We start from the raw sequence: 25,911 nt of genomic DNA on the forward strand, positions 1-25,911 counted from the left end.
GTCTCTCCGTGGGTTCGGCAGGACAGGTCAGACGAGCGCGGGGGCGGGCGTCACGAGGACGTCCTCGGCGCGGTCGCCGAGGACGGCGCGCAGCGTGAGCATCCCACCCGACAGCGACGCGGAGTCGAACCCGGACTGGGCCAGGACGCGGTGGGCGATGGCGGAACGCACGCCGGAGGCGCACAGCACGCGCACGGGTCGCCCGGCGGCGGCCTCGCGCACCTCGTCGAGGCGGGCGCGCAGCTCGGTGTGCGGCACGTGGAGCGCGCCCGGCAGCACGCCGGAGGCGATCTCGTCGCGGGTACGCACGTCGAGCACGAGCGCACCGGCGAGGACCTCCTCGACGTCCTGGGCGTACCAGAGCCGCAGGGTGTCGTCGAGCACGTTGGCGCCCACCATGCCCGCGAGGTTCACGGCGTCCTTGGCCTGGCCGTACGGCGGGGCGTACGCGAGGTCGAGGTCGACGAGGTCGGCCACCGACAGGCCCGCGCGCAGCGCCGTGGCGAGCACGTCGATGCGCTTGTCGACGCCGTCGTGCCCGACGGCCTGGGCGCCGAGCAGCAGGCCGTCGCCGACGCGCACCTGCAGCACGAGGTGCAACTGGCGCGCTCCGGGGAACCAGCCGACGTGCTGGTTCGGGTGCAGGTGCAGGGTGCGGTAGGCGATCCCGGCGGCGTCCAGCGCGGCCCGGTTCGCGCCCGTCGTGGCGGCCGTCAGCTCGCCCACGCGCACGACGGCGGTGCCGAGGGGCGCAGGCAGCGGCCGGGCCGTGCCCGGACGCACGATGTCGTCCGCGACCAGCCGCCCGGCGCGGTTCGCCGGGCCGGCCAGGGCGACCGGTCGGCGGGCGCCGGTGACGGCGTCGGTCTGCACGACGGCGTCACCGACGGCCCACACGCCCGGCGCGGACGTGCGGCCGTGGTCGTCGACGACGATCGCACCGCGCTCGCACGCGATGCCGGCGGCCTCGAAGGCCTCGGTGTCGGGGCGCACCCCGGCCGACAGGACGACGAGGTCGGCGGCCACCTGCGTGCCGTCGTCCAGGACGACGACGTCGCGCTCGTCCTCGGCGCGGATCGCCTGGGCAGCCGTGCCGACGCGGACGGTGACGCCGAGCCGGCGCAGCTCGCGGGTGACGGGGTGCGCCACCTCGACCTCCAGCGGCGGCAGGACGTGCGGACCCAGCTCCACGAGGGCGACCTCCAGGCCCGCGAGCGCGAGCGCCTCGGCCGCCTCGACGCCGATGAACCCGGCGCCGAGCACGACCGCGTGCCGGGCGCCCGTCTCGACGTGGGCGCGCAGGGCGCGGGCGTCCTCGACGGTGCGCAGGGTGCGCACCCGCGGCGAGGCGAGGCCCTCGATCGGCGGGCGCACGGCCCGCGCGCCCGGTGACAGCACGAGGGCGTCGTAGGACAGCTCGACGTCGCCGTCGGCGGTGCGGGCGACCACGACCCGGCGGGCCGTGTCGACGGCCGTGACGTCGTGCCCCGTCCGCACGTCCAGGTCCAGCGACGCCCGCAGGGTCGCCGGGGTCTGCACGAGGAGCGACTCGGCGTCGGGGATCTCGCCGCCCACGTGGTACGGCAGCCCGCAGCCCGCGAACGACACGTGCGCGCCGCGTTCGAGGACCACGATCTCCGCGGTCTCGTCCAGGCGCCGTGCGCGGGCGGCGCAGCTCATGCCGCCCGCCACTCCCCCGACGACGACGATCCGGCGGGCGTGGGTGGTGGGCGAGTCGGTGGCAGGTGCGGTGCGGTCGATCATGGCTCGACGATACCCCGGGGGGTATCGAGGTTCCCAATCGCCTGGTCAGCAGCGCGCTCGCACGGGGCGACGCCGGCTCAGTCGTCCTGGGAGCCTTCGGCATCCTGGGCGGAGAGCGGCGTCGCGATGTCCTCGAGCGACTTCTTCTCGGCCCCGACGCCGAGGAACATCGCGACGATCCCGCCCGCGACCATGAGCGCCGCGCCGATGTAGTAGCCGACGGCGATCCCCGAGATGTCCTTCGCCTGGCCCGCGGACTCGATCAGGCGGCCGAACAGGAGCGGGCCCGTGATCCCGCCGACCGCGGTGCCGACCGCGTAGAAGAACGCGATGCACAGCGCCCGGGTCTCCATCGGGAAGACCTCGCTGGCGGTGAGGTAGGCCGAGCTGGCGCCGGCCGACGCGACGAAGAAGATCCCCATCCCGAACAGGGTCAGCGTCCACGCCGTCAGGCCGCCGAGCATAAGACCGGCCACGGCCAGGAGGACGCCGGAGACGATGTAGGTCGCGGAGATCATCCGCACCCGGCCCACCTTGTCGAACAGCGGCCCGAGGACTAGCGCGCCCAGGAAGTTGCTGATGGCGAAGAGGGCGATGTAGGTGCCGGTCTGCCCCACGCCCAGGAACGTCTGCAGGGTGTCACCGAAGGTGAAGAAGAACGCGTTGTACAGGAAGGCCTGCCCGATGAACAGCGCGAGGCACAGCACGGTGCGGCGCGGGTACTCCGAGAACACCGTCCGCGCGATGCGCCCGAGCCCCACGGTGTGCCGCTGCCGGACGGTGAGGGTCCCCTCGGGCTCGGCGAGCTCGACGCCGTCCTGCTCGCGCACCCGGTCCTCGATGTCCGTGACGATCCGCTCGCTGTCCTTCTCCCGGCCGTGGATGAACAGCCAGCGGGGGCTCTCGGGGACGTTGCGCCGCACGAACAGGACGCACAGACCCAGCACGGCGCCGAGCGCGAAGCACAGCCGCCAGCCCAGCCAGGCCGGGATCAGCTCCGGGTTCAGCAGCGGGATCGTCAGCAGGGCACCGCCGGCCGCGCCGACCCAGTAGGACCCGTTGATCGCGATGTCGATCCGCCCCCGGTACTTGGCCGGGATCAGCTCGTCGATGGCGGAGTTCACGGCCGCGTACTCGCCGCCGATGCCCAGGCCGGTGACGAACCGCATCGCGAAGTAGTACAGCGGGTTCATGGAGAACGCGGTGAGCACCGTGCCCGTGAGGTAGACGAGCAGCGTGATGATGAACAGCCGCTTGCGTCCGAACCGGTCGGTGAGCTGACCGAAGACGAGCGCCCCCAGGCACGAGCCGGTGACGTACACGGCACCGGCGAGGCCGATGTCCGCGCTGGTCAGGCCGAGGCCCGTGTCGCCCTTGAGGGCGTCGGACAGGTTGCCGACGATCGTCACCTCGAGCCCGTCGAGGATCCAGACCGTCCCCAGCCCGATCACGATCATCCAGTGCCACCGCGCCCAGGGCAGCCGGTCCAGCCGGGCCGGGACGTCCGTCGTGATCGTCCTCAGCGTCGTCGCGCCGCTCTCCGTCCAAGCCATGACCCGGTGATACGCCCGACGAGCGATGCACGCACGACGACCGGGGCTGCCCGGGCGCCGCCGCTCGCGGCGGGAATCTCGGTAAGTTGAGCCGGTGAGCGCATCGGGAGACGCAGCCGGCGACGAGGCGGCGCCCCGGCGCGGCTACGCGAAGGGCGCGACGCGTCGTGCGCAGATCCTCGACCAGGTGCTGCGGATGGTCGCCGAGCAGGGGGTCGACGCGTCGTCGCTGCGCTCGGTCGCCGACGCGCTCGGGATCTCGCACGCGGCGCTGCGCCACTACTTCCCCACCCGCGACGACCTGCTGGTGGCGGTCTACCGCGCGCACGAGGTCCAGCGCAACGAGTCCGGCGGCCCGGCGACCTCCGCGGTCGGGGGCATGCGGGTCAGCGCCGTCCTCAACCGGGAGGTCCCCGGCCTCGTCCAGCTCTACACGACGCTCGCCGGGGACGCCGTGGGCGAGGGGCACCCCGTCTCGCGGGAGTTCCTGCGGGAACGGTTCGCCCGGATCAGGGCCGGGCTCACGGAGCAGGTCCGCGCGGACCAGGAGGCAGGTCGCATCGACCCCGGCATCGACGCCGGCGACCTCGCCGCCCTCGCGATCGCGGCGTCCGACGGCGTCCAGGTGCAGTGGCTCCTCGATCCGGACGCCGTCGACGGCGCACGGGTGCTGGAGCTGCTGGAGCGTCTCCTGCCGCCGCCACCCGGCGGCCCCGGCGGCCCCGGCGGCCCCGGCGGCCCCGGCGGCCCCGGTGGCCCCGGTGGCCCCGGTGGCCCCGGCAGCTCGGCGGCGGCGGGCGCGGACACGACCAGCTCCTGACGCCGCTGCCCCCGCCTCCCAGCGCTCTGGGAGGCGGGGGCGAGCGTCAGAAGGTCGACGCGGCGGGGTCGAAGTCCTCCGGCAGCGGCGGGGGCGCGTCGACGTCCGAGGCGACCTCGACGGCCGTGCCGGACTCCGCGGCGTCGCGGACGGCGAGCAGGACGTCGAGCACGTGCGACGCGACGGCGCCCGACGCCCGCTCGGGCCGGCCCTCGCGGATGGCTCGCGCCAGCTCGACGACGCCCGTGCCGCGGCCCCAGGTGGAACCCGTGGCCGGGATCGTCTCGGGCTCCTCCTGGCCGTACCGCCAGAGCGTCGAGTCACCGTCGAACACGTTCGGGTCCGGCAGCACGATCGTGCCCAGCGTGCCGTTGATCTCGACGAACCCGGCGCGCGGCAGCGCGTGCTGGAACGAGAACGTCGACTGGGCGGACTGCCCGCCGCGGAACTCGATGAGCGCCGCGTGATGCGTCGGGACCTCGACGGGGAACGTGGCCCCGGCGCGCGGACCGGACGCGATGGTGCGCTTCTCGAGCGACTTCGAGGACACGGCCTGGACGCGGGACGCCGCCCCGAGCGCGTGCACGAGCGTCGTCACGTAGTACGGCCCCATGTCGAACAGGGGCCCGGCGCCCGTGGCGTACAGGAAGTCGGGGTCCGGGTGCCAGGCCTCGGGGCCGGGCACGTGGAACATCGTGGTGGCCGTGAGCGGCACGCCGATGTCGCCGCGGGCGATGGCCCGCAGCGCGGACTGGATGCCGGCGCCGAGCACGGTGTCGGGCGCGCACGCGACGCGCACGCCCTTCGCCTCCGCCGCGGCGAGCAGGGCCGCGGCCGACTCGTGGTCGGTCGCGACCGGCTTCTCGCTCCACACGTGCTTGCCGGCCGCCACGATCTGGTGGCCGACCTCGGCGTGCGCCGCGGGGACGGTGAGGTTGAGGACGATCTCGATGTCGTCGCGCGCGAGGAGCTCGTCGACGGTCCCCGCCGCGGGCACCCCGTACGCCTGCGCCTGCGCCTGCGCGCGGTCGAGGCGGACGTCGGCGACCATGCGGACCTCGACGTCGGCGAACTGCGTGAGGTTCTCGAGGTACTGCGTCGAGATGTTCCCGGCACCGATGATGCCGACGCCCACGCGGCTCACTTGTCGTTCTCCTGCAGCCAGGCGAGCGACGCGGCGATGCCCTCGAAGACGTCACCGGCGTACGAGTCGAACTCGACCACGCGGATCGCCTGCGGCGCGGCGGCGAGGATGGCGGGCACGTCGACGTCGCCCTGCCCGGCGGGCACCTGGTTGTCGTAGGCGGCCTTGAGGGCGGCGGGCACGTCCAGCGCGCTCTCGCTGGAGGGCAGCACCGTCGCGATGTCGCCGGACACCTCGCCGTCCTTGACGTGGATCGCGACGACCTGCTCGCCGAGACGCTTCAGCACCGCGGGGGCGTCCGCGCCGCCGACCGTGGCCCAGAACGTGTCGACCTCGAGCACGGCCTCCGGGTCGAGCTGCTCGGCGAAGATCTCGAAGACGGGCCGGCCGTCGACCTTGTTCGTGAACTCCCACTGGTGGTTGTGGTAGCCGAACCGCAGGCCGTGGGCGGCCGCCCGGACGGTGAGCTCGTTGACGCGGTCCGCGAGCTTCTTCGCGTCGTCGGCGGTCTGCCAGCGCTCGGTCGGGACGAACGGGTCGATGACGATGCCGATGCCGAGGCGTGCCGCGGCGTCGAAGACGACGTCGGCGTCAGGCGCGTCGATGACGGACGCGTGACCGGACGGCGCGGCAAGCCCGGTCGCCGCGAACGCGCGCTCGAAGTCGGCGACGCGCTCGACGAACGCGTACGGCTCGACCTGCTCGTACCCGATCTCGCGGACACGGGCGACGGCGGCGTCGAGGTCGGCGGCGACGGCATCCCGCAGCGAGTACAGCTGCACGGATGTGGAGGACATCTGGAGCTCCTTTGACGTGGTCGGTGGGCCGACTTCCGTCGACACTCGTACAGAAGTGCGCAGTGGAGCGCCGGAAGCCACGGAGAGCCTAACCCTCAAAACCTCACAGTGGAAGGTTTTCTTCGTCGCGCCCGATCTCGACCGACGGGCGCGTGTCCGCGGCACGCGCCTGAGTCAACGATGTACCGTCCTTGCGCCAGCGACGGGCAGCGACGCCCGTCTCAGCATCGACCCGGAGGCGCAACGTTGCACCACTTTCCGAGCACCACGTCCCTCACCCGCCGTGCCGTCCTGACGGCCGCCGGCGGTCTGACCGCTGCCGCGGCGCTCAGCCTGACGCCGACAGCCGCGACGGCGTCCCCGCGCGGCTACCAGAACCCTGTCGTGCCGACCAACAACCCCGACCCGGCCGTCCTGGCCGCGGACGGCGCGTTCTTCCTCTACGCCACCAACGGCGCGGCCGGCGCGATGCCGGTGCTGACCTCCCCCGACCTGGTCGAGTGGACGCCGGTCGGCAACGGCATGCCTCAGCTCGCCTCCTGGTGCCGCCCCGGCCGGCACTGGGCCCCCGAGGTGATCGCGGTGGGCGACCGCTACCTGTCCTACTACACCGCCTGGCGCGCCGACATCGACCAGCAGGCGGTGTCGGTCGCCGTCTCGTCGTCACCGGCGGGGCCGTTCGTCGACGAGCGGACGGTGCCCCTGATCGACCAGTCCGCCGAGGGCGGGAGCATCGACGCGTCGCCGTTCCGCGACGCCGACGGCTCGCTGTGGCTGCTGTGGAAGAACGACGGCAACCACGACGGTCTCCCGTCGTACATCTACCTGCAGCAGCTCTCCGACGACGGGCTCGAGCTGGTCGGTGAGCCCCGCCGCCTGTTCGGCATGGACCAGCCCTACGAGAAGTACACGATCGAGGGCGCCTCGGTGGTGGTCCACCAGGGCAGGTACTACTGCTTCTACTCGACCGGCGAGTTCTGGAACGACTCCTACGGCGTGTGCTGGGCGAGCGCGCCGTCGATCACCGGTCCGTGGACCAAGGAGGGCGACGGGCCGATCCTGGCGAGCAACGACGTGGCTGCCGGGTCGGGGCACGGCATGCCGATCAAGGTCGGCCCGCACTGGTGGTACGTGTACCACGCGTGGCAGCCGGACCACGTGAACCAGGACCCGGGCCGTCTGGTGTGGCTGTCCCGGATCACCTTCACCGGCCACGGCCCCGTGATCGACGGGCCCGCGGTGGACAACCCGTTCGCCCCGCGGGTCTGACCGGTCCGATGAGTCCGGCCGGGACGGCAGGTCTGCCCTCCCGACCGGACTCGAACAGATCCGGACGCCCCGCCGCTCGCCAGGAGGAAACCATGGGTCTGATCCATCTCGAGCTCTTCGCCACCCTCGACCTCGTCGCCCAGGCCCCCGGCGGGCCCGACGAGGACCCGGAAGGCTTCCCCTTCGGCGGCTGGCAGGCGCCGCTGATCGACGAGGTGGCCGGGGCGCAGATCGACGCCGCGTACGCGGAGGGCACGGACGCGCTCCTGCTCGGGCGCCGGACGTACGACATCTTCGCCTCCTACTGGCCGCACCAGGAGGGCGGCCAGGACGGTGGCATCGCCGAGCTCTTCAACCGCATCCCCAAGTACGTCGCGTCCCGAGGCAACCCCGACCTGTCCTGGGCGGGCTCCTCCCAGCTCGGCCCCGACCTGCCCGCTGCGGTGCGCGAGATCCGCGACCGGCACGAGCACGTGCGCGTGGTCGGCAGCCTCGACCTGGTGCAGACGCTGCTGCACGAGAAGCTGTTCGACCGCATCGACCTGTGGCTGCACCCCGTCGTGCTCGGCGTCGGGAAGAAGGTCTTCGACGGCGGCGAGGTGCCCACCAACCTGACGCTGCTCGAGCCGCCTGCCGCCGGGCCGAAGGGTGCCGTGTACCTGCACTACGCGCTGGCCGACGGCGTCCCGCGCACCGGCGACATGTCCGCGCCCGACCTTGGCCTGACCGAGTAGGCCTGCGAGCGCCGCCGGCCCGCGGCTACCGAGGGTCGGCGGCGCGGACGGGTCCGGGTCACCGCGCCGCTCGGGCCGCCCACCGCCACGCGAGCACCCCGAGGCCGGCGATCGCGGCCACGAACCCGAGGCCGACCGCCACCATGGCCACGGACGCCGTCGTCGTGAGGTCGACGCCGCCGAGGTCCGCCGCCGCGACGAGCACGGCCTGGGACGCCAGGAAGAGGACGCCGAGCAGCAACAGCACGGCACTCGTGCGGCGAGCGCCCAGCGCCCGCGCCACGGCGCCCGGGGCCGCGACCACCGCGAAGAAGACGACGACGAGGGCCGTCCCGCCGAGGCTCGCCTCCGGCTGCCCGCCCGCGGCGAGCACCGCGAGCCGCATGAGCCCGCGGGCCAGCAGTCCCGCGACGAGGCCGGCGAGACCGGCCGCGAGCAGGCCGGCGAGCACCCGGCCCGCGACGCGCGGCACCGTCCGGGGCGGGAGGTCCCGGGCGGGACGGGGCGCGTGCGGCAGCGGGGCGGCGGGGTCCGACGTCGACATCGTCCGGGTCTCCTCGGGTGTGCGGGGAACGACGCCTGGAGAGAGGCGGCCCCGCACCGCTCGGGGCGTGCGGGGCCGGGTGAACCGGGACCGCACGCCCCGAGCAGCCGCGCTCAGGTGCCGCGCGTCGTCGGTGGGGCCGCCGCGGCCCTCACTTCTTGTGCATGGCGTCCTTGACGGTGCCGGCAGCCTTCTTCAGGCCTTTGGGCCCCGGGGCGGTGCCGTGAAGACGCTCGTCCGGCTTCGTGGGCGGCGGCATCGGCACACCTGCGGGCGGCTCCGCGACGTACTCGAACTCGCCCTTGCCGTCGGGCGTCGGCCCGCTGGCCCAACGGCCCTCGGACGCCTTCTCCCCGTCGGAGAAGTTGATGTACTGGTACGCCACGTCCCGGTCCTCCTTGCCGAGCGGGAACGTGCTCGGCACCGGCAGGTCCTCGACACCCTCGTCCCGCAGCTCCTGTGCCGCGGCGATCCACTGGTTCTGGTGCATGGTGTCCCGGGCGAGCAGGAACGACAGCAGGTCACGCACACCGGGGTCGTCGGTCATGTGGTACAGCCGCGCCACCTGCAGCCTGCCCTGCATCTCCGCGTTGGCGTTGGCCGTGAAGTCGGCGAGCAGGTTGCCGCTGGCGGTCACGTAGCCCGCGGACCACGGGTTGCCGTTGGAGTCCACGGGCCGGGCGCCCGCCCCTGCGACGATCGCGTGCTGCGGGTCGGTGCCTCCGACGATCGCCGCGACGGTCGGGTCGTCCTGCACCGCTCCCTCGACGACGCCCAGAGGCGCCTTCTCGAGCAGCTGCGCGATCATCGTCGCGAGCATCTCGACGTGCCCGAACTCCTCGGCGCCGATCCCGTAGAGAAGGTCACGGTACTTGCCGGGCAGGTGTGCGTTCCAGGACTGGAACCCGTACTGCATGGCCACGGTGATCTCGCCGTACTGGCCGCCGAGCACCTCCTGCAGCTTGCGGGCGTAGACAGCATCCGGCTTGTCAGGCTTGGCCTGGTGCTGCAGTTCTTGACGGTGGAAGAACATCGTTGCTCCCGTCCGAGGGCGCGACCGCGCACCCTCGTGCGATGGGGTGCACGCCGCTGCTCGACGCGAGCGCCTCCAGCGTCTCCCCGCCGTCGCACGCTCGCACCGCGGGGGCCAGGCCGGCCGGGCGAACGACCACGAGGCCTGGCACGCTGCCCCTGGAGGCACGATGCCGTCTCACGCAGCACCGCACGCCGTCCGGCTGGTGGCCAGCCGGCAACGCTGGCACGCGGTCACCTTCCTGCACTGGGCATACCCGCCCGCGGTCGTCCAGGCCCTGCTGCCGAGCGGTCTCGAGGTCGACGTCGTGGACGGCGACGCGTGGGTGGCGGTCACCCCGCTGCTCGTGCGTGACGTGCGAGCGTCCGTCCTGCCCGCCGTCCCGGGCTGGTCGGAGTTCGCCGAGGTGAACGTGCGCACCTACGTCCGTCACCCTGCCAGCGGCACCGACGGGATCTGGTTCCTGCGGCTGCTGTGCCCCCGCACCGCGATGGTCGGCGCGATGCGGGCGCTCGGACTGGCCTACCGCGTCTACCCCGTCACGGCGCGGCGGACCGGCTCCTCGGTCGTCTACTGCGGCGACCAGGCGCCGTACGGGCGGATCGACCTGACCGTACGGCCCGGCGATCGCATCGCGGCACCCAGCCCGTGGCTGACCGCCGTCACCGGGAGGTGGAACGCGTACACGGTGCGGTGCGGCCGCCTCTGGCGCGTGCCCGTGGCGCACCCGCCGTGGCCGCTGCACCGCGCCCAGGTCACCGGCGCCGACCGGCTCGGCGCACTCCTCACCGCTGCCGGCCTCCCCGCGCCGACCACCCGGCCTGTCGCGACCTGGTCGCCGGGGGTCGACACGCGGGTCGGGGTGCCCCGCCCCCTGCCCGGTCGACGAGGCGCTGCGCGCCCGGGCTGACCACTGTCGCGCCCCGTGACCGTCCCGTCCTCCTCCGCCATCGAGGTCAAGGACCTCGTCCGCCTGGCCGGGGATCCGCGCACGACCCGCCGCTGGTAAGACTGTCGGATGGACCATGCGCGGTTGCGCTTCGACGGGTGGATCGCCGGCCTGGGGACGGCGAGCGGGACGCGGCTGGTGCTCGGGCACTGGCCCACGTCCCCGTACGGGTCGGTCAGCGACGTCATGGTCGAGCGTGCGGACGGCCGCCGGACGCTGCTCGCCCCGTCCGACGAGCTCGGGCGCTTCATCGCCGACACGTACTCGTTCCACGAGGTGCAGGTCGTGCCCGTCACGGTCAGGCGGTCGGGGCCGACGTGGGACGTCGCGGCCGGCCCGCTCGCGCTGCGGTTCGTCGTCGGCGGTCGACGCCCGCTGGGGCGGCTCCTTCATGCGGTGCCGCCCTCGCTGTCGCGCCGGCTGCCGTGGGTCCGGCTCGTCGACGCTCCCGCCCGGCTCCTCAGGGGCGTGCGCACGTACGGCAGCGCGGGCAACGGGCGCCGCGAGTGGTACGCCGCGCAGGACATGCACGAGATCACCGCTGCGACCGCGTCGCTGGGCGGGGACGACCTCGGAGGCCTGACCCTCGTCGACCCGCCGGTGCGGTTCGGCTTCGGCTCCACACCCCGCTCCCCCGCGCTGGTGCGGGTGACGACCACCGTGCAGCTGCCGAGCGACCGGTCCGCGCCGAGGCGCCGGGCCTAGCCCGCGGCCCGGGGACGTGGTGGGACTCACGACCTCCCGCAGGCACCCCGTGTCAGTCGCCTCCGGCACAGTAGGGAGGTGATCCCCGACCGCGCGCTGCACGCTCCGGTGCTGCGCGCCCGCCCGACGATCGCGCACCTGGACGCGGACGCCTTCTTCGCCGCCGTCGAGCAGCACCAGCGGCCCTCGTTGCGGGGGCGTCCCGTGCTGGTCGGTGGCGTCGGCCCGCGCAGCGTCGTGGCGACGGCGTCCTACGAGGCCCGGCAGTACGGTGCGCGCTCCGCGATGCCGATGGAGCAGGCACGTCGGCTGTGCCCGTCCTCGACGATCGTCGTCGTGCCACGGTTCGCCGCGTACTCGGCCTACTCGGACCGGATCATGACCGCGCTGCGCGAGGTCACCGACCTCGTCGAGCCCGTGAGCATCGACGAGGCCTTCGCCGACCTCGGCGCCGCCACCCGGCCACAGACCGACCTCCACGAGCTCGCGCGCACGACCCGCGAGCGCGCCCGCGAGCTCAGCGGGCTGCCCGTCTCGATCGGCCTCGGCCGCTCCAAGCTCGTCGCCAAGCTGGCCTCGGAGGCCGCGAAGCCCGGCGGGGTCCGGGTCGTCGACGCCGACGAGGAGGACGCGTTCCTGCTCGACCTGCCCGTGCGGGCGCTGTGGGGCGTGGGCCCGGTCTCTGCCGCACGCCTGGACGGTCTCGGCGTGCGGACGGTCGCCGACCTGCGTCGCCAGCCGCTCGACACCCTGCTCATGATCGCCGGCGAAGCGGGCGGGACCAATCTCTACCGGATCGCGCGCGGCTGGGACGACCGACCGGTCACGACGGTGCGTGAGCGCAAGTCGGCCGGCGCCGAGCACACCTTCGACACCGACCTGCACGGCCGCGCCGCGATCGCCGCGGCCCTCGACCCCGTGGTCGACGCAGCGCTCGCGCGCCTCGAACGACACGCCGCCGCAGCGCGCACCGTCGTCGTCAAGGTGCGCCTCGCGTCCTTCACGACGCTGACGCGCTCGGTCACCCTGTCCCGCCCCACGACCGACGAGTCCGCTCTGCGCGACGCGGCGCACCGGGCGCTGCGGCTCGCCGAGGTCACCGAGCCCGTCCGCCTCCTCGGCGTCGCGTTCCACGGCCTGTCCGAGCACGCACAGCTCATGCTCCAGCTCGGACCGGAGGCGCCCGAACCGCCGGAGATCGCGAAGATCCACGACGAGGGCGGCGACCCGGCCGACGCGGATGCCGTGCCCGCGCCGCCGGCGGCGGCAGGCCCGGTGCGAGCGACGGCCGCCACCGTGGCACCCGGCCTCGATGTCGAGACCGCCGCCGACGGACGGGGCTGGGTGGTGCGTGTCGGCGACGACGGCCGCATCGCAGTGCGCTTCGAGACTGCCCGGACCGGACCGGGCTATCAACGCTGGATCGACCCGAACTCCGAAGACCTCACGCTCGTCGAGCCGCTCGGTCCTGACGGTGAGCCGATACGCGGCATGAACAACGAGGAGTCAGAGGGGCCCGAGTGACGGCACTTGGTACCGCACATATGCTCCGACGTGGATCGCATGCAACCCGCCGACTACAGACGTGGATCGCATGCAACCCGCCGACTACAAGAGCCGGGATCAGATACTGCCGCAGATCTCCGTCGATAACGAAGAAGTCGATCTCATCGGGGCTGTACGCCCGTCGCCCACGACGCGATGTCGAGAGATAGGCCTTCTAGGTGGCGCCAGCTCGAGTGGTTGTCGTCTTCACCTGGACCCGACGCGTACCGGCCCCCGTGGTGACCAGCAGGTCGTACCGCGCAGGCTCGAGCGGCCATGAGACGTCTGCACCGCTGAGCGTGAACCACGCCGCGGCTAGGAGCGAACCCGCACGATCGAGGCGGGCGAGAGCTGGCCGGGGAGCCTCTGTCGCACCTCCGCCAGTCCGAACCAGGTGGCTGGTGTCGGCCGCGCCAACCTGACCTGCCAGACCGGGGACGGCCAGCTCAAGGGCGTGAGTGTCGCGACCCGCCTGGAAGGATGGCCTGCCGAGGACCAGATGCGCCTGGCCGCGAACATCGCTCAACGGTTCGTCAACGACGCCTGGACCTTCGACGCGTTCGGGACGCCCGACAACCCGGTCACTGCCTTGCAGGACGTCGCCGCAGAGTGGGGCACCCCCCACCTGGTGAAGTCGCTCAAGGACGTGCGCACCGGGGCCGTCTGGCAGCAGCTGGCCGCGATGGGCGGGGCGTTCGAAGGGCCAGGGATGGGCTACATGAGGTCCGAGCCGGTCATCGAGGCCGAGCACTCAGAGTCGGCGTTCCAGGTGCTGGTGGCCTACAAGATCACCGCCAGCGCCGGGCAGCGCAAGACCCACGACTGGTACGGCGACGACTCGCTGATGTACCTGAACATGGTCGCCGACGGCGACACCTGGAAGGTCGACGGCGCGAAGCTGCGGGAGCTGCCCCCCTCGATGATCGAGGACCACGGCGCGAGCTTCTCCTAAGTCTGCTGGCCTTCAGGGCCGAGTGAACGCGCGGACCCCATGCATGGTGACCGGCTCTAGACAACTCATCACCGAGAAGGCTGCGCCTTGTCCTCCAGCCTAGGCACAGCTCGTCCAATAATTTACCACATCGACAAAATAGTCTGGCTGGACGCCTAACCCCGCAACAATGCGATGACACTCACCTACTACGAGGCGCGCACCGTCAAAGTTGTAGTTCTTATTCGCAACCTTTGAAAACCCCATTACTACCGGTCTCTGATATGAAACATTCTTCTTGCCATTCACAAACAGTTCCCAATGGAGATTTGGCGAACGCTCGATCAAGATCTCACTAAGGAACATACCCACATCGAACGCCACCGAATACCAGAGGGGCTTCAAACTCCCCTCCTCGGTAGGTGACGGCTCGACGTTGTCACAAACCCATTCGTTGAGCTTCTGAATCGCATGGTCATCCGACCCCAAGACCACCCCGTTTGCCTGGACCAGTCCGCGAAGATACTCAAGCCTTCGTGGCCGTTGCTCCATCACGTGATTGAAGCATTCTCGGGCTTGACGCCGAGTCATGGCATCGAGCGGCCCTGCAATCGGGGGCACGTACGGCTCGTAGCCGATCCAATCAACCGACGACATTGTATGTAATCCCATGATGGTCCAAAAGCTTCGCAAGCGGCCCTGACGGGCCAGACTTGCCCGTGACTGAACTCTTCACGAAGTACCACTCGACCGATGACACCAGCTTAGCGTCCCGCAGTTCGACGTCGCGCGCAAACCTGTTGCCTAATGGCTTTAGTGAGGTACACCCTCCCTACCTTAACCTCGATGGCGGACCTTGGTTCGCGTGTAGATGTCCAATCGCCGAGGCCCACTTGCCGCGTCCAACGTCTTTTCTCCGAAGGAGTCCGGATATTGCGAGCGTAGATGTGCCGCCGCGGCGTCGCCGTCCCCGACGCACCGGCCCCGGTCCGCACCGCGACCGTCTGCCCGCCGAACTGGTAATAACGCTGCGCAGTGACCGTCGAACCCGACGCAGTCAGCTCCATCCCCCGGCACGTACAAGGTCGTCTTGCCACCCTGCGTCCGGGTCAGGCGTTCACCGTCGGCCGTGTACACGAACTGCCCCGTCGTGGTGGCCCCCTCCGAGACCTTCGACAGCTCACCCTCCGCATCCCACGCCAGGGTCTGCGCCGGCTTGCCAGCCACAGTCCGGCCCGTGGTGTTCCCCGAGAGGTCGTACGTGAACGACGACGTCCCTGTCGAACCGCCCGACGCCGTGACCGAGCTGACCGCGTGCGGCTTGGCCGCACCCGCACCCGGATACGTGTACGACAGCGTCGTGTCCGTGCCGCCCGTCGCGGTCGAGTGGTTCACCACACCCGTACGGTTGCCCACTGCGTCGAACTCATAGCTCGTCCAGTACTTCGCAGCCCCGCCCAGCACGCTGGTGGACGGTGTCGTCGCGCACGCGCTGCTGTCCTGAGCCCACGCCTGCGTCAGGCGGCGCAGCCCGTCGTAGTCGAAGCACTGCACGTCAGCCGCCAGGCCCGCGCCCGGCGTGTCCGCGACCCGCAGAACGTTGCCCGCATCGTCGTACCCGTAGCTCGCGTCGTACTCGAACGCGCTCGCGCCCTCACGCTGCACCCACGACCGCATCAGTCGCCGTGAGCCCTGCTCGTACGCCCAGTTCGCCTGCACGACGTAGCTGCCGCCCATATCGGCCTTCAACAGCTCCCCGTACGGCGAGTACGCCGTACCAGCCACGTACGTCCCGTTCGGGAACGACGCTCCCATCCACTCGGCCTGGTTCGTTGCGTCGTAGAACACTTCGGTGGTCTCGGCGTTCAGCCCCCCACCGGCCGGGAGCTTGGTGGTCTTGATCCGGCCGTCGAGTGTGTAGGTGTAGTTCGTCGTGTACTCACCGGCGAGCGCGCCCTGCGACGTCGGGACGGCGACGGTCTGACCAAGAGGGCGGTAGTGGTCGTCGTATCCGGTCACGGCGAGCGTGTAGGCGCCCGAGGCGTCGTTGCGTACCGACTTCGCGGGTGTCTCGCTCCTTCAGGATCCGCGCCAGGAGGCCAGCAAAGAGCTCGACCATCGTGGACCGCCTCGGCAGCACGGCGGTCCAAGTAAGGTAGGGCCAATGCTGGGAAGGCGTCACTGGGAAAGGCTCAGCCCCCCCGGATCGACCAAGAATCGCCAAACATGTCTGCACTGGTAGGGCGGACTCCCGGTCGAAGTTCCTCAAAGACCTCATTCCAGGGCTCCAAGCCATGAATTGCCCGAAGAGCCTTTTGAAGTCTTATGGGGGCAACAATTTTGCGATTGGGCAAGATTTCAATCTCGGCCGGCGTCGCCGATCTCCGCCGCATACCCGTGTAGTCGACGACTTCATAGTTCCCTGGAACGCCGACCATCTCCTTGTAGACAGGGAAAGGGATCGAATCGCCCACTGCCGCGTTACTGACCACTGACCAGTGACCAACATGAATCTTTGCGTCGGTGGAGAGCGCCAAGAATACGGGCCCGTCAGACAAGACTCCCAAAGCGCCGCTCACAGCGTCTCCAACTGCGAGCAAGCGCTCGAATATCGCAAGATAGAGCGCGTCGTCGCCGTACCTGCCTACGACCTGGCCGACACCGGATCTCTCGTCGTCCACAGGAACAAGAAAAATATCACCTACTTGCAATTTGCTCAAAACGGATCTCCTCCAGCGCGCATGTACCTAGGGTCTAGCATCTGAACTCTCAGATTAGAGAGCCCCCCTTCCGGGTTTCCCTTGTTAGTGGGACCGCCTCCCTGGCGAATGAAATATTCCTCGAGTCGATCAAGTTCGACACCAGGCTTCGCCCGGCCAATGATCTCAAACTCGAAATCAGAATCTGGATGCGCACGGTTGTGTTCTGCCTGCCGCTTCGCATAGCGCGCGAGACTCTTGGCTTGTCCGATGTATGGCTTTTCATCAAAGGCGTCAGTCCTTCTATATACCACGCCTTCAGGGAGTGCCGCATTCTCTGCCGCCCGAGGGCTAACTCGCGTCTGGGGCCTGGCTGACGCCGCGTCCAGGCGTGCGATGTTCTCTTGCGGTGAGGGCGCCTGGAACTTGGCCCGCATGGAGCTCGAGCCGCTCGGGAAGCCACCACCGCGGCCGCCACCACCACCAGCGTAGGGGTTCTCGGCTGCGGGGACGGTGAAGTGCGGTGTGCGGTAGTAGCTGCGAGAGCTCGTCCGTACCCGCGTGGGCACCGCGTGCCGCACGATCGCATGGGTCTTCGTGTCGTACTTACGTGTGTCGTTCGCCTGGTGCGGGTTGTACCCCACGTGCCCCGCACCGATCGGGATCTCACCGCTCGGGTCCGACCACGTGAGCGGGTTGTTGTTCGCGTACGAGTAGGCGTTCCACTGCTGCGGATCCGACAGATTCATCACCGGATCCACGCTGATGAACCGGCCGATCAACCCGTCATAGTACCGGGCCCCGACAGCCACCAGGCCGGTCGCGTCCGCGGTCTTGTCCAGGAAGCCGCGATCCCCCGTCCACGCCGCACTGCCGCCTCGAGCCTGACCGTACGGATCGGTGTACCGGCGCGAGATCGTGTTCGTCGCCTGTACCACCTGCACCACACCCGTGCCGTGATGGTCCGCCACGATCGTCGTCGTCCCCGACGCACCCGCACCCGTGCGAACCGCGACCGTCTGCCCGCCGAACTGGTAATAACGCTGCGCAGTGACCGTCGAACCCGACGCGGTCAGCTCCATCCCGCCCGGCAGGTACAGGGTCGTCTTGCCACCCTGGGTCCGGGTCAGGCGTTCACCGTCGGCCGTGTACACGAACTGCCCCGTCGTGGTGGCCCCCTCCGAGACCTTCGACAGCTCACCCTCCGCATCCCACGCCAGGGTCTGCGCCGGCTTGCCAGCCACAGTCCGGCCCGTGGTGTTCCCCGAGAGGTCGTACGTGAACGACGACGTCCCTGTCGAACCGCCCGACGCCGTGACCGAGCTGACCGCGTGCGGCTTGGCCGCACCCGCACCCGGATACGTGTACGACAGCGTCGTGTCCGTGCCGCCCGTCGCGGTCGAGTGGTTCACCACACCCGTACGGTTGCCCACTGCGTCGAACTCATAGCTCGTCCAGTACTTCGCAGCCCCGCCCAGCACGCTGGTGGACGGTGTCGTCGCGCACGCGCTGCTGTCCTGAGCCCACGCCTGCGTCAGGCGGCGCAGCCCGTCGTAGTCGAAGCACTGCACGTCAGCCGCCAGGCCCGCGCCCGGCGTGTCCGCGACCCGCAGAACGTTGCCCGCATCGTCGTACCCGTAGCTCGCGTCGTACTCGAACGCGCTCGCGCCCTCACGCTGCACCCACGACCGCATCAGTCGCCGTGAGCCCTGCTCGTACGCCCAGTTCGCCTGCACGACGTAGCTGCCGCCCATATCGGCCTTCAACAGCTCCCCGTACGGCGAGTACGCCGTACCAGCCACGTACGTCCCGTTCGGGAACGACGCTCCCATCCACTCGGCCTGGTTCGTTGCGTCGTAGAACACTTCGGTGGTCTCGGCGTTCAGCCCCCCACCGGCCGGGAGCTTGGTGGTCTTGATCCGGCCGTCGAGTGTGTAGGTGTAGTTCGTCGTGTACTCACCGGCGAGCGCGCCCTGCGACGTCGGGACGGCGACGGTCTGACCGAGGGGACGGTAGTGGTCGTCGTATCCCGTCACGGCGAGCGTGTAAGCACCCGAGGCGTCGTTGCGTACCGACTTCGTCAGCTGTCCCTTGACGAGGGTGTCGTAGGTCCAGGTCGCCCTGGCGGGACCCGAGGTGGCGTCGTCGCGCATCGAGGTCTTACGGCCCAGAGGGTCGTAGGTGTACGCCAGCACCTCGCCGCGGGCGTCCTTGGTCGAGACGACTTGACCCGCCTTGTCGTAGGTCGTGGTCGTCGTGCCCTTGTCCGGGTCCTTGGCGGTGACCTGGCGTCCGCGCAGGTCGTAGGTGTACGACCAGTTGTTGCCGTCAGGGTCACGCACCCCGATGAGCCGATCGGCGTCGTCGTAGGTGTACTTCGTGTCCTGGAACGAGCCCGAGGGCGCGTCTCCCAGGAACTGGCGCAGCACCGAGGTACGCCCCCGAGCGTCAGTGATCGTCGAGGTCGCGGTCCCACCATCCGGCGGATCCACGGTCACCCGGTCCCCGCCGTAGCTGGTCGACGTGCTCCATACCGTCGCACCTCCGATCCGGAAGGTCTCCTTGGTAACCCGGCCCGCCGCGTCATACCCGATCACGGTCGATCCGGGCTTCGCGTCGTTCGTCGTCACGAGAGTCGTCGCCACCGCGCCCGTGGTGTACCAGGGCTCGTTGCGCAGGTCCGCCAGGCCGCGCGAGTCGTAGAGGGTGTCGGTCACCAGCCGGCCCGGGTGGGCTCGGTCGGCGGATGGCGCCTGGGTCTGGCGCTGCCGGAGCAGCCCGTCGTAGATCACCGAGCTCGCCACGTATGCCGACCCGTCGTAGTTCAGGGTCTGCGTCGTGACGGCATTCATGCCGGTCGCGCGCACCGTGTACCCGAACTTCGTCGTCGGCGTGTCGGTGCCCTGCACGCGACCTGGTTCCCACACCTGCGTGAGGCGACCGAGCGCGTCGTACGTCCCCGAGGTGACCTTCCCGCTCGGGTCGGTCGTCTTGGTCGGCGCACCCCACGCGGGGTCCAGGACCGATACGGTCTTCAGCGCGGTGACAGCGCCGCTGCCGTCCGGGTCCGGGGAGGTGACCGTGGTCCCCGTGGTCAGGCCCGCCGTGTTCGTGTATGCAGTCGTGGTCTTGCGCGTCAACGCGTCCGCCACCGACGTGGGACGACCAAAGGTGTCATACGTCGTGGTCTCGACGTCCGTGTAAACGAGCGCGCCGTCCGAGTCTGTGTCGGCTTCTTGACGCAGGGTGACCCGCCCGATCGTCGGTTCGGTCCCGACCGAGGCCCCGTCGTAGGCGAACTTCTGGCCAGAGACCAGCTGCGCCGGACGCGCAGGGTCCGTCGCGCACGCTACCGAGGCTGTCTCGACACTCTTCACCGTGTCGAGGATGTTCTTGTCCGTGTTCCGGATGTAGGTGGTCCTGACACACCGGTCGTCCGCGGACGTCGATGTGTCCCCCAGGTCGTCGACCTCGTACGGTGCCCCGTACTCGTCAGAGAGCTTCGTGATCTGACGGGCGGTGCGCGTATCACCTCCGGCCAACGTCGTGACCGTGTCGGTCTGCCCCACTCCGGTGTGGAAGGCCTTGTCACCGTCCGCGTTGGTGGCCGTAGCGGTTGAACGCCACGGCACGCTCTTGACCGACTCGATGACGTCGGCCCCGTTGTAGCTGATCTGCTCGCGCTCCATGCCGGCGAACTGGTCGTCGTCCGTGATCCCGTCCACGTCTTCGCTGCGGGTGCCGCCCGACGGTGCCAAGCGGTCGCCCTGCATGCCCCGGAAGTACCGGTACTTCGTACGCACCTGCGGATCGCCGCTCGTTTCGGTCGGCGCACCGACAAACACGTCGACCGCGCCGTACCCGCGCCACTGCGACCACGTCCGGTACTTCGGTCGCACGAGGCCATCGTCGTCGTAATGCCAGGCGGGGTTACCTGCGTAGGAGTAATGGGTCTCGACCGGCTTGGAGTAGGTGTCCTGGGAGTTCTCGACCACCGAGGCCACCAGGTACTTGTGGAAGTACTCCAGCTCCTGTTCGGTCGCGCCTTCAGGCGTCCAGTACACCGGCATGCACCGCCGAGTGTTCTCCTCCGGCTTCGACGGCAACGACGTCGGCGTGCAGTCGAGGTCGGTGTAGTTCACGCTGGTGACCGCACCGGACTCGGACGTGATGCTCGAGATCCGGTACCTGTTCATCGGGAACCGGCCGTCCATGCGTGCGTCGACACGATTAGGCATCTGCTCACCAACGAACGACGTCGCCGGCAGCGTCACGCTCGTCGACGCGCCCAGGCCTACATGCGTGACCTCCTCCAGCCACAGAGCCGGACCGGTCCCGTCGCCCGAGTTCGGGAACCTCTGCGTCAGGTCCCAGCGGTCCACCGAACGATAGGTGCCCGCGGCAGTCAGGATCTGCGTCGTGACCGTCGTCGTGCGCAGCCGCGAGAAGAAGGTCGGCACCGTGCGCGACGCACAAGAGGTCGTCGACGTGCAGATGCGGTCAAAGGGCACATCCGGCCAGTGACCTGCGTTCGTTGCGGTCAGCTTGCTCGCCGCGCAGTCGAAGTCAGATGTTGCGATGCACCGCTCAGCCACGCCGAAGACGACCTTGGCCGCCGCGTTTCCGGTCTCCGCGCCGGCACGCGTGCCGTACTCGATCGACCGCAAGGCGCCACCGCGCACGTACTGGGCCGCCCCGGCATTGCCGTTCTGCCCGTAGTAGTTGGTCTCACGGTCATAGGTGTATGTCATCGAGTTGCCCGACGTATCCACCACATAGTCCAGGTTCCACCGCCAGGCCTGCGCCCCATTACAGTCCGACGCCGCGAACGTCGACGCATAGCACGGCTCACCAGGGTGGTTGCCGTACACCGGCACCGTCCAGGCCGAGTTCAGCTCCTTGGTGTCGGTCGCCGACCGCTTGCCCCGGCCGAACCAGTACTGGGTCCCGTCACTAGTGGTGACCTTCCAGTACTCCTTGTTGTTGTCCGAGTTCCATCCACCGGTCAGGTGCTCGACCTTGGAGTTGTCGTCGTCCTTCAACCGCCACTCGTCGGAGGTACCGACCTGGATCAGCTCAGACGACTTCCCGCCGAGCGTCAGGGTGGCGTTGTCGTCGTGCCAGCACAGGTCACCCGTCTCGTGCGAGGCGTTGTTCGCCGCCTTGCCGTCCACGGCCTTCATGTCGTCGGCGCACGGGACGTACCGTCGCTCGACGAAGCCCGCCGCATTGAGCGACCAACCGTCACCGATCTGTCCGGCCTGGTTGTTCGTCGATGCCACCCGACCGTCGAGCGAGCCCGAGTCGTAGCTGAGCGACACGTCGGGCTCGAGCCCGCCCGGAGTCGTGGGCGTGCGCATCGGGTAGGACCAGGCAAAGCTGCCGGACTGCTGGGAGACCTGCCACGAGGCCGAAGGAGACAACGGCGTCGCCGACCAGTCACCACTAGAACCGGACGCCGTCGCCTCCAGCGCCATCACCATCACGTCACCGCTCGTCGCCGAAAGGCGCTGCCCGTCGGCGCTCTCTGCCATCTGGGCGGGGACCTCGACGGTCCCGGAGACCGTCCCGGACTTCAGGTCGACTCCGCCGTCCGAGACCGGCGTGCGTTCCTGACACTTGGCCTTCTGCGGGGCTGTCAAGGCGCACGGCGCGAGCTGGACCAGTCGCGCGCGAGACAGCCAGTCTGCAGAGCCGGCGCCCACCGCGGACGCGTCGACTCCTAGCTCAACCGTCACGGGCGTGTCCACGACCGACTTGTCCTGACCGGCGGCAGCATCCACCTGCTCGACGGTGAAGACCGCTCCGTCCACGCCCATCGCCGAGGCGTCCTCAGAGTCGAGCGTCCGCACCCGCAACCTCGCGTCGCTGCTGGGCCCGCGCGGTGCGTCGGCGCCCGCGGCCTGAGCCTGAATACCGAGCCCGCCAACCTGCGTCGGCTCGTGGTCCTGTGCCGCCACCGTGATGGTGGCCTCGTCGGCCACCTCGGGGGCCGGCTGTGACGCAACTACCTCGCTGTCATGGGCCAACGCCCACGCCGTGGTCCCTTCCACGGTGGCAGGGTCGTCAAGCACCTCGGGCGCCACGGCGGTCGCCGCGAGCGGCTTCTCCGTGTCCGGGTCCTGCCACAGATCCTCGCCGTAAGCGCGCCGCTGCTCAGCCGTCCACGACTCTCGCTCGGCCAACGACGGCCCGTCATCGGCAACCGCCTGTACCCCGACCCCGGCAACAGCAACGACAGTCGTCACAACCGTTGCCGTCCACCTGGTCACCCTCGACCTCAACGCGCTCACGCCAGCCCCCCTCGAACCCACCACGCCGTCAGTCCGTCTCCCCGCCGAATCGCTACCGGCCGCGCGCCTCACGTCGGGTCGCCCTGGCAGATGGTGCGGATGGTCTCGATCGGGATGGGAACGGCATAGACCCGTGCATCGTCAATGTGTCCGCTCCAGTTCTCCCCATAGGTCCCATTGACGAGGCCCCGTCCGACCTGTGCCTTGCCGAACGACTTCCACGTTGTGCCGCCGTACGTCACCGGGTCACTCGGTACTGCTACCGCCACGGAGCGAGACAGGTCGCACGCTGTCAGGCTCATCTGCTTGGTCCCGGCGTCATAAACCCCTGCCAGGAACGTCCAGCCGCCAGGCGTGACGGGAACCTCGGAGGTGACGATGGTGTTGTCAATCTTGGCCGAATCGGCATTGCTCTTCCAGAAGCCGAAGCAGGTCGTCGCCCCGTTCGAGCAGTTGCCTGTGCCCAGCCGCCCCAGCTTGAAGCCACTGCTCAGGTCTCCGTCTTGAGAGACCGCCACCTGGACCTGGCTAGACGCGGACGATGGGTTGACGAATGCCGTCACCGAGAAGCTCTTCGATGTGTCGACCACGGGACCCGAGGTCGACGCGTAGTCGTCTGCGCTGTCGAGGGCCAGAGCCTTGTCGTTGTCATAGAGCCCCACACCCGGATCGAACGTGGGGTTCGGCGACATTGTCAGTGGGTGCTTACCTCCAGCGGCCGAGTCCGTCCCGTTGCCGTCCAGGTGCCAGTACGCGCTGACGCTCGGGAAGTTCACACCGAAGGCGTAGACGGCAACAGGTGACCCATAGCCAGCCTTGTCGAGGGACTGCACATACAGGACCTGTGACCCGAGAGATTTCGGGGTAAATGAGACCGTCGCGCTGTTTCCGGAGACGCAGCTGTCAGGGTCGACGACGCGACAGCTGAGTGCATCGGAGTTGAACGAGAAGGCGTATTTGACCACGTCATCTGAGCCGTTCGGCCCGAACTTGAACGTCCCCGTCGTCCCAATGCCGCCGCTGACGAGGTCCTCCGGGTAGGTCGATGACGTCACTGTCGGCTTCTTGGGGGGCGTCGTGTCGGGTCGGATGTAGCACCACGAGGACCACGGCGACGTTCTGCTGTTGTCCGCATCGTCCGTGACGTCCTGGGCCTGCGCCCGCCAGCGGTATACGCGTTCGCTGGTCAGCTCGCCGGAAGGGACGGTGACCGAGTGCTGCTGCCCGCTCTCCTGTGCGGTCGTCAGCGCCGATTCCCAGACCTCGCTCCCCGACGCATCGTCGAACACCTGGAACCGGGCCCGAACCTTCTGCCCCCAATAGGGTCCGTCCGGGTCTGTCACAACCGCGTTCAGAGAGGGGACCCGGGACCGCATGTTGTCTGTCCCGCTCTCCGACGAGCAGGTGTACTTCCCATCCTCGGTCACGGCGGAAAGGCTGTAGGGGGTGTTGGGTGCACGGTTGAAAGCGATCGACAGTTTCGCGTCATGCGCGTACCGCTTCCACCTCGTCATCGAGTTCTCGTAATAGTCCTTCAGCCCGATGGTCAAGTATCCGCCATTGGTCGCGGTGTACTTCGCCGCGTCAGTAACGTCCCACGTGATCCTTCGTGGTCCGTCCGGGCACCCAGACCTGTGATGCACGTCGCGGCTGTCCTGCAGCCTGCTATCCGTCCACCCTGAGTTCGAGTCCCACGTCGTACCGGAGGCGATGTTTTCCACACGGTAGGCCTGGACCGCATAGCTCGTGCAGTTGTACGAGCTGGTACCCAACGCGCTGAAATGACCGTAGACGATGTCGCTCGCGGCGAGATTCTCGATCGGGTCTAGGTTGTGGAACTCCCACACCAGCCGGCTCTTGAAGTCCCGTCCGCAATCGGCCTCCACCGATACGTCGCACAACCCGAGCCCCTGATCGCCGGAGAACTTGTAGTCCGACGACATCCCGGAGCGCAGAGCAGTCCATTCCACGGGCTCACGGCCGATTGACGGGTCGATATAGATTGGCCATGACGTGCCCGGGTCTGCGATCATTCCGGCGTCCGGAGTGATGGTCACGGACCTGTCTGCCACATCGACCGGCATCGGCGCCACCGTGCTGGACAGCGCCGGGGACTCCACGGGTTCGCCCACCGGCTCCCCCGTGGCCGGGTCCACCAACGTGTCACCGAACTGCGCACCGACCTCCGCCGCATCCAAGCTCGCCGAAAGCGCCATTACTCCGAGGTCGCCGGCAGCGAGCTGTGCCTGGGCGCCTTCAGCCGCCTCGATCTGCTGTGCCGTAGAGCCCGAGTCCCACATCAACGGCGTCGGGCTGGTGAACACTTCCTGCCCGTCGGCGTCGGAGGCGACAAATCCGCCCTCAGACTCTGCGACGTTCAACCCGTCAGAGACCGTGACCGGGAACTCCAGCTCGGCCAGCGCCGGGTTCGCAGCGGCCTGCGGCGAGTCCACGCGCAACACCTCGGAGAACCCCGAACCGTCTTCATCGATCGTTGCGATCAGGTCCACCCCCGGCAGCACCTCGGGGTAGATCACGCGGCCGTCCTCGATCGAAGGCGTCGTCAGGCCGAACGGCGCATGGAACTCGAGCACGTGTTCGTCGCTGGCGATCGTGGCCAGCGGCATCCCGGCGGTGCCGTCCGAGAACGTGATCGGCAGCGCCGGCGCAGCGACCGTGATCCCTGCCCCCGGCTCGGTCGCCGCGACGAGCGAGGTGTCGATCGGCTCCCACCCGCCGTTGACGTCCGTGCGGACCGCGGTCGCCGAGAGTTCTACGCGACCGCCCCCACCTGGGGTTGCCCACAACGTGTCCCACGGCGTCCGTGCCGACCGCACCTCGACCTCACTCCCGCACACTGCGGCCATCTCCGCCGCAGACGCCGCGTCAGCGACCGACGAGACGCACTCGATTGGCGTCTCCTCGGCTCCGGCCGAGACCGGAACGATGCCGCCCAACACCAACGCCACAAGGCCGCTCGAAGCGACAACCCGCCCAGACCGCACGAACGCACCATCCCTGGTATTCGACTGTGAATGCCACAATCTCGACTGTGAGCTGCCCGGAAACTACCGCCACGACCGTTGCCCCGGGAAGACGCCGAGCGGGTGAAAAACCGCGCGGCCCGCCGC

General features: G+C 69.6%; 17 protein-coding genes. 7 read left to right on the top strand and 10 right to left on the bottom strand.

Annotation, left to right across the window (positions count from 1 at the left end):
• Window positions 1-27: 27 nt before the first annotated feature.
• Together ACWGKI_RS06450 and ACWGKI_RS06455 are read right to left on the bottom strand one after the other, a co-directional pair.
• Window positions 28-1,764: an FAD-dependent oxidoreductase gene (locus ACWGKI_RS06450; RefSeq protein ID WP_452185618.1), complete on the bottom strand. Its 1,737-nt coding sequence runs from the start codon at window positions 1,762-1,764 to the stop codon at window positions 28-30.
• A 77-nt stretch (window positions 1,765-1,841) separates the two neighbouring features.
• Window positions 1,842-3,317 carry an MFS transporter gene (locus tag ACWGKI_RS06455; RefSeq protein WP_452185620.1) on the bottom strand — a complete coding sequence of 492 codons (1,476 nt, stop codon included), beginning with the start codon at window positions 3,315-3,317 and terminating at the stop codon, window positions 1,842-1,844.
• Window positions 3,318-3,411: 94 nt separating this feature from the next.
• Between ACWGKI_RS06455 and ACWGKI_RS06460 the strand changes: the two genes are divergently transcribed.
• A complete protein-coding gene (locus ACWGKI_RS06460; RefSeq protein ID WP_452185622.1) occupies window positions 3,412-4,137 on the top strand; it encodes a TetR/AcrR family transcriptional regulator in 726 nt (241 codons plus the stop codon).
• Between the two features lie 46 nt (window positions 4,138-4,183).
• On the opposite strand, the gene ACWGKI_RS06465 is transcribed toward ACWGKI_RS06460, so the two are convergent.
• Window positions 4,184-5,281, bottom strand: coding sequence for a Gfo/Idh/MocA family protein (locus tag ACWGKI_RS06465; protein ID WP_452185624.1), 1,098 nt, complete (start codon window positions 5,279-5,281; stop codon window positions 4,184-4,186).
• Window positions 5,278-6,078 (bottom strand): sugar phosphate isomerase/epimerase family protein, encoded by an 801-nt coding sequence (locus ACWGKI_RS06470; protein WP_380245505.1) that lies wholly within the window; start codon window positions 6,076-6,078, stop codon window positions 5,278-5,280. Before ACWGKI_RS06470 ends, ACWGKI_RS06465 begins: the two co-directional genes overlap by 4 nt.
• A 246-nt stretch (window positions 6,079-6,324) precedes the next feature.
• On the opposite strand from ACWGKI_RS06470, the gene ACWGKI_RS06475 reads away from it, so the two are divergent.
• Window positions 6,325-7,347 carry a glycoside hydrolase family 43 protein gene (locus ACWGKI_RS06475; protein WP_452185626.1) on the top strand — a complete coding sequence of 341 codons (1,023 nt, stop codon included), beginning with the start codon at window positions 6,325-6,327 and terminating at the stop codon, window positions 7,345-7,347.
• Window positions 7,348-7,439: 92 nt separating this feature from the next.
• On the top strand, window positions 7,440-8,081 hold the full coding sequence (locus ACWGKI_RS06480) for a dihydrofolate reductase family protein (RefSeq protein WP_452185628.1): 642 nt from the start codon (window positions 7,440-7,442) through the stop codon (window positions 8,079-8,081).
• Window positions 8,082-8,139: 58 nt separating this feature from the next.
• On the opposite strand, the gene ACWGKI_RS06485 is transcribed toward ACWGKI_RS06480, so the two are convergent.
• Complete coding sequence (locus tag ACWGKI_RS06485) at window positions 8,140-8,625, bottom strand: hypothetical protein (RefSeq protein ID WP_452185630.1); 486 nt, start codon at window positions 8,623-8,625, stop codon at window positions 8,140-8,142.
• Between the two features lie 151 nt (window positions 8,626-8,776).
• Window positions 8,777-9,658 carry a manganese catalase family protein gene (locus ACWGKI_RS06490; RefSeq protein ID WP_452185631.1) on the bottom strand — a complete coding sequence of 294 codons (882 nt, stop codon included), beginning with the start codon at window positions 9,656-9,658 and terminating at the stop codon, window positions 8,777-8,779.
• Between the two features lie 169 nt (window positions 9,659-9,827).
• Between ACWGKI_RS06490 and ACWGKI_RS06495 the strand changes: the two genes are divergently transcribed.
• From ACWGKI_RS06495 to ACWGKI_RS06510, 4 genes are all read left to right on the top strand, one after another.
• The gene (locus ACWGKI_RS06495) at window positions 9,828-10,568 is read left to right on the top strand and encodes a YqjF family protein (RefSeq protein ID WP_452185634.1); all 741 of its coding nucleotides are present in this window, start codon (window positions 9,828-9,830) and stop codon (window positions 10,566-10,568) included.
• Between the two features lie 108 nt (window positions 10,569-10,676).
• On the top strand, window positions 10,677-11,312 hold the full coding sequence (locus ACWGKI_RS06500) for a hypothetical protein (RefSeq protein WP_452185636.1): 636 nt from the start codon (window positions 10,677-10,679) through the stop codon (window positions 11,310-11,312).
• A 78-nt stretch (window positions 11,313-11,390) separates the two neighbouring features.
• Window positions 11,391-12,836, top strand: a complete 1,446-nt coding sequence (locus ACWGKI_RS06505) for a DNA polymerase IV (protein WP_452185638.1) — start codon at window positions 11,391-11,393, stop codon at window positions 12,834-12,836.
• Between the two features lie 415 nt (window positions 12,837-13,251).
• Window positions 13,252-13,809 (top strand): hypothetical protein, encoded by a 558-nt coding sequence (locus ACWGKI_RS06510; RefSeq protein WP_452185640.1) that lies wholly within the window; start codon window positions 13,252-13,254, stop codon window positions 13,807-13,809.
• A gap of 816 nt (window positions 13,810-14,625) precedes the next feature.
• On the opposite strand, the gene ACWGKI_RS06515 is transcribed toward ACWGKI_RS06510, so the two are convergent.
• The 4 genes from ACWGKI_RS06515 to ACWGKI_RS06530 all read right to left on the bottom strand — a co-directional run bounded on the left by ACWGKI_RS06515 (window position 14,626) and on the right by ACWGKI_RS06530 (window position 25,749).
• The gene (locus tag ACWGKI_RS06515; RefSeq protein ID WP_452185641.1) at window positions 14,626-15,807 is read right to left on the bottom strand and encodes a hypothetical protein; all 1,182 of its coding nucleotides are present in this window, start codon (window positions 15,805-15,807) and stop codon (window positions 14,626-14,628) included.
• Window positions 15,808-15,980: 173 nt separating this feature from the next.
• Window positions 15,981-16,469, bottom strand: a complete 489-nt coding sequence (locus tag ACWGKI_RS06520; protein WP_452185643.1) for a hypothetical protein — start codon at window positions 16,467-16,469, stop codon at window positions 15,981-15,983.
• A gap of 35 nt (window positions 16,470-16,504) precedes the next feature.
• Window positions 16,505-22,735: an RHS repeat-associated core domain-containing protein gene (locus ACWGKI_RS06525; RefSeq protein ID WP_452185645.1), complete on the bottom strand. Its 6,231-nt coding sequence runs from the start codon at window positions 22,733-22,735 to the stop codon at window positions 16,505-16,507.
• A gap of 113 nt (window positions 22,736-22,848) precedes the next feature.
• A complete protein-coding gene (locus tag ACWGKI_RS06530; protein WP_452185647.1) occupies window positions 22,849-25,749 on the bottom strand; it encodes a LamG-like jellyroll fold domain-containing protein in 2,901 nt (966 codons plus the stop codon).
• Between the last annotated feature and the right edge of the window lie 162 nt (window positions 25,750-25,911).

The sequence above is a fragment of the Isoptericola sp. NPDC055881 genome (assembly GCF_053615895.1).

Excerpts from the sequence above, each read along its gene's own strand:
- ACWGKI_RS06490 (WP_452185631.1), bottom strand. The coding sequence starts at position 9,658 with ATGTTCTTCCACCGTCAAGAACTGCAGCACCAGGCCAAGCCTGACAAG.
- ACWGKI_RS06485 (WP_452185630.1), bottom strand. The coding sequence starts at position 8,625 with ATGTCGACGTCGGACCCCGCCGCCCCGCTGCCGCACGCGCCCCGTCCC.
- ACWGKI_RS06455 (WP_452185620.1), bottom strand. The coding sequence starts at position 3,317 with ATGGCTTGGACGGAGAGCGGCGCGACGACGCTGAGGACGATCACGACG.
- ACWGKI_RS06480 (WP_452185628.1), top strand. The coding sequence starts at position 7,440 with ATGGGTCTGATCCATCTCGAGCTCTTCGCCACCCTCGACCTCGTCGCC.
- ACWGKI_RS06495 (WP_452185634.1), top strand. The coding sequence starts at position 9,828 with ATGCCGTCTCACGCAGCACCGCACGCCGTCCGGCTGGTGGCCAGCCGG.
- ACWGKI_RS06500 (WP_452185636.1), top strand. The coding sequence starts at position 10,677 with ATGGACCATGCGCGGTTGCGCTTCGACGGGTGGATCGCCGGCCTGGGG.
- ACWGKI_RS06450 (WP_452185618.1), bottom strand. The coding sequence starts at position 1,764 with ATGATCGACCGCACCGCACCTGCCACCGACTCGCCCACCACCCACGCC.
- ACWGKI_RS06470 (WP_380245505.1), bottom strand. The coding sequence starts at position 6,078 with ATGTCCTCCACATCCGTGCAGCTGTACTCGCTGCGGGATGCCGTCGCC.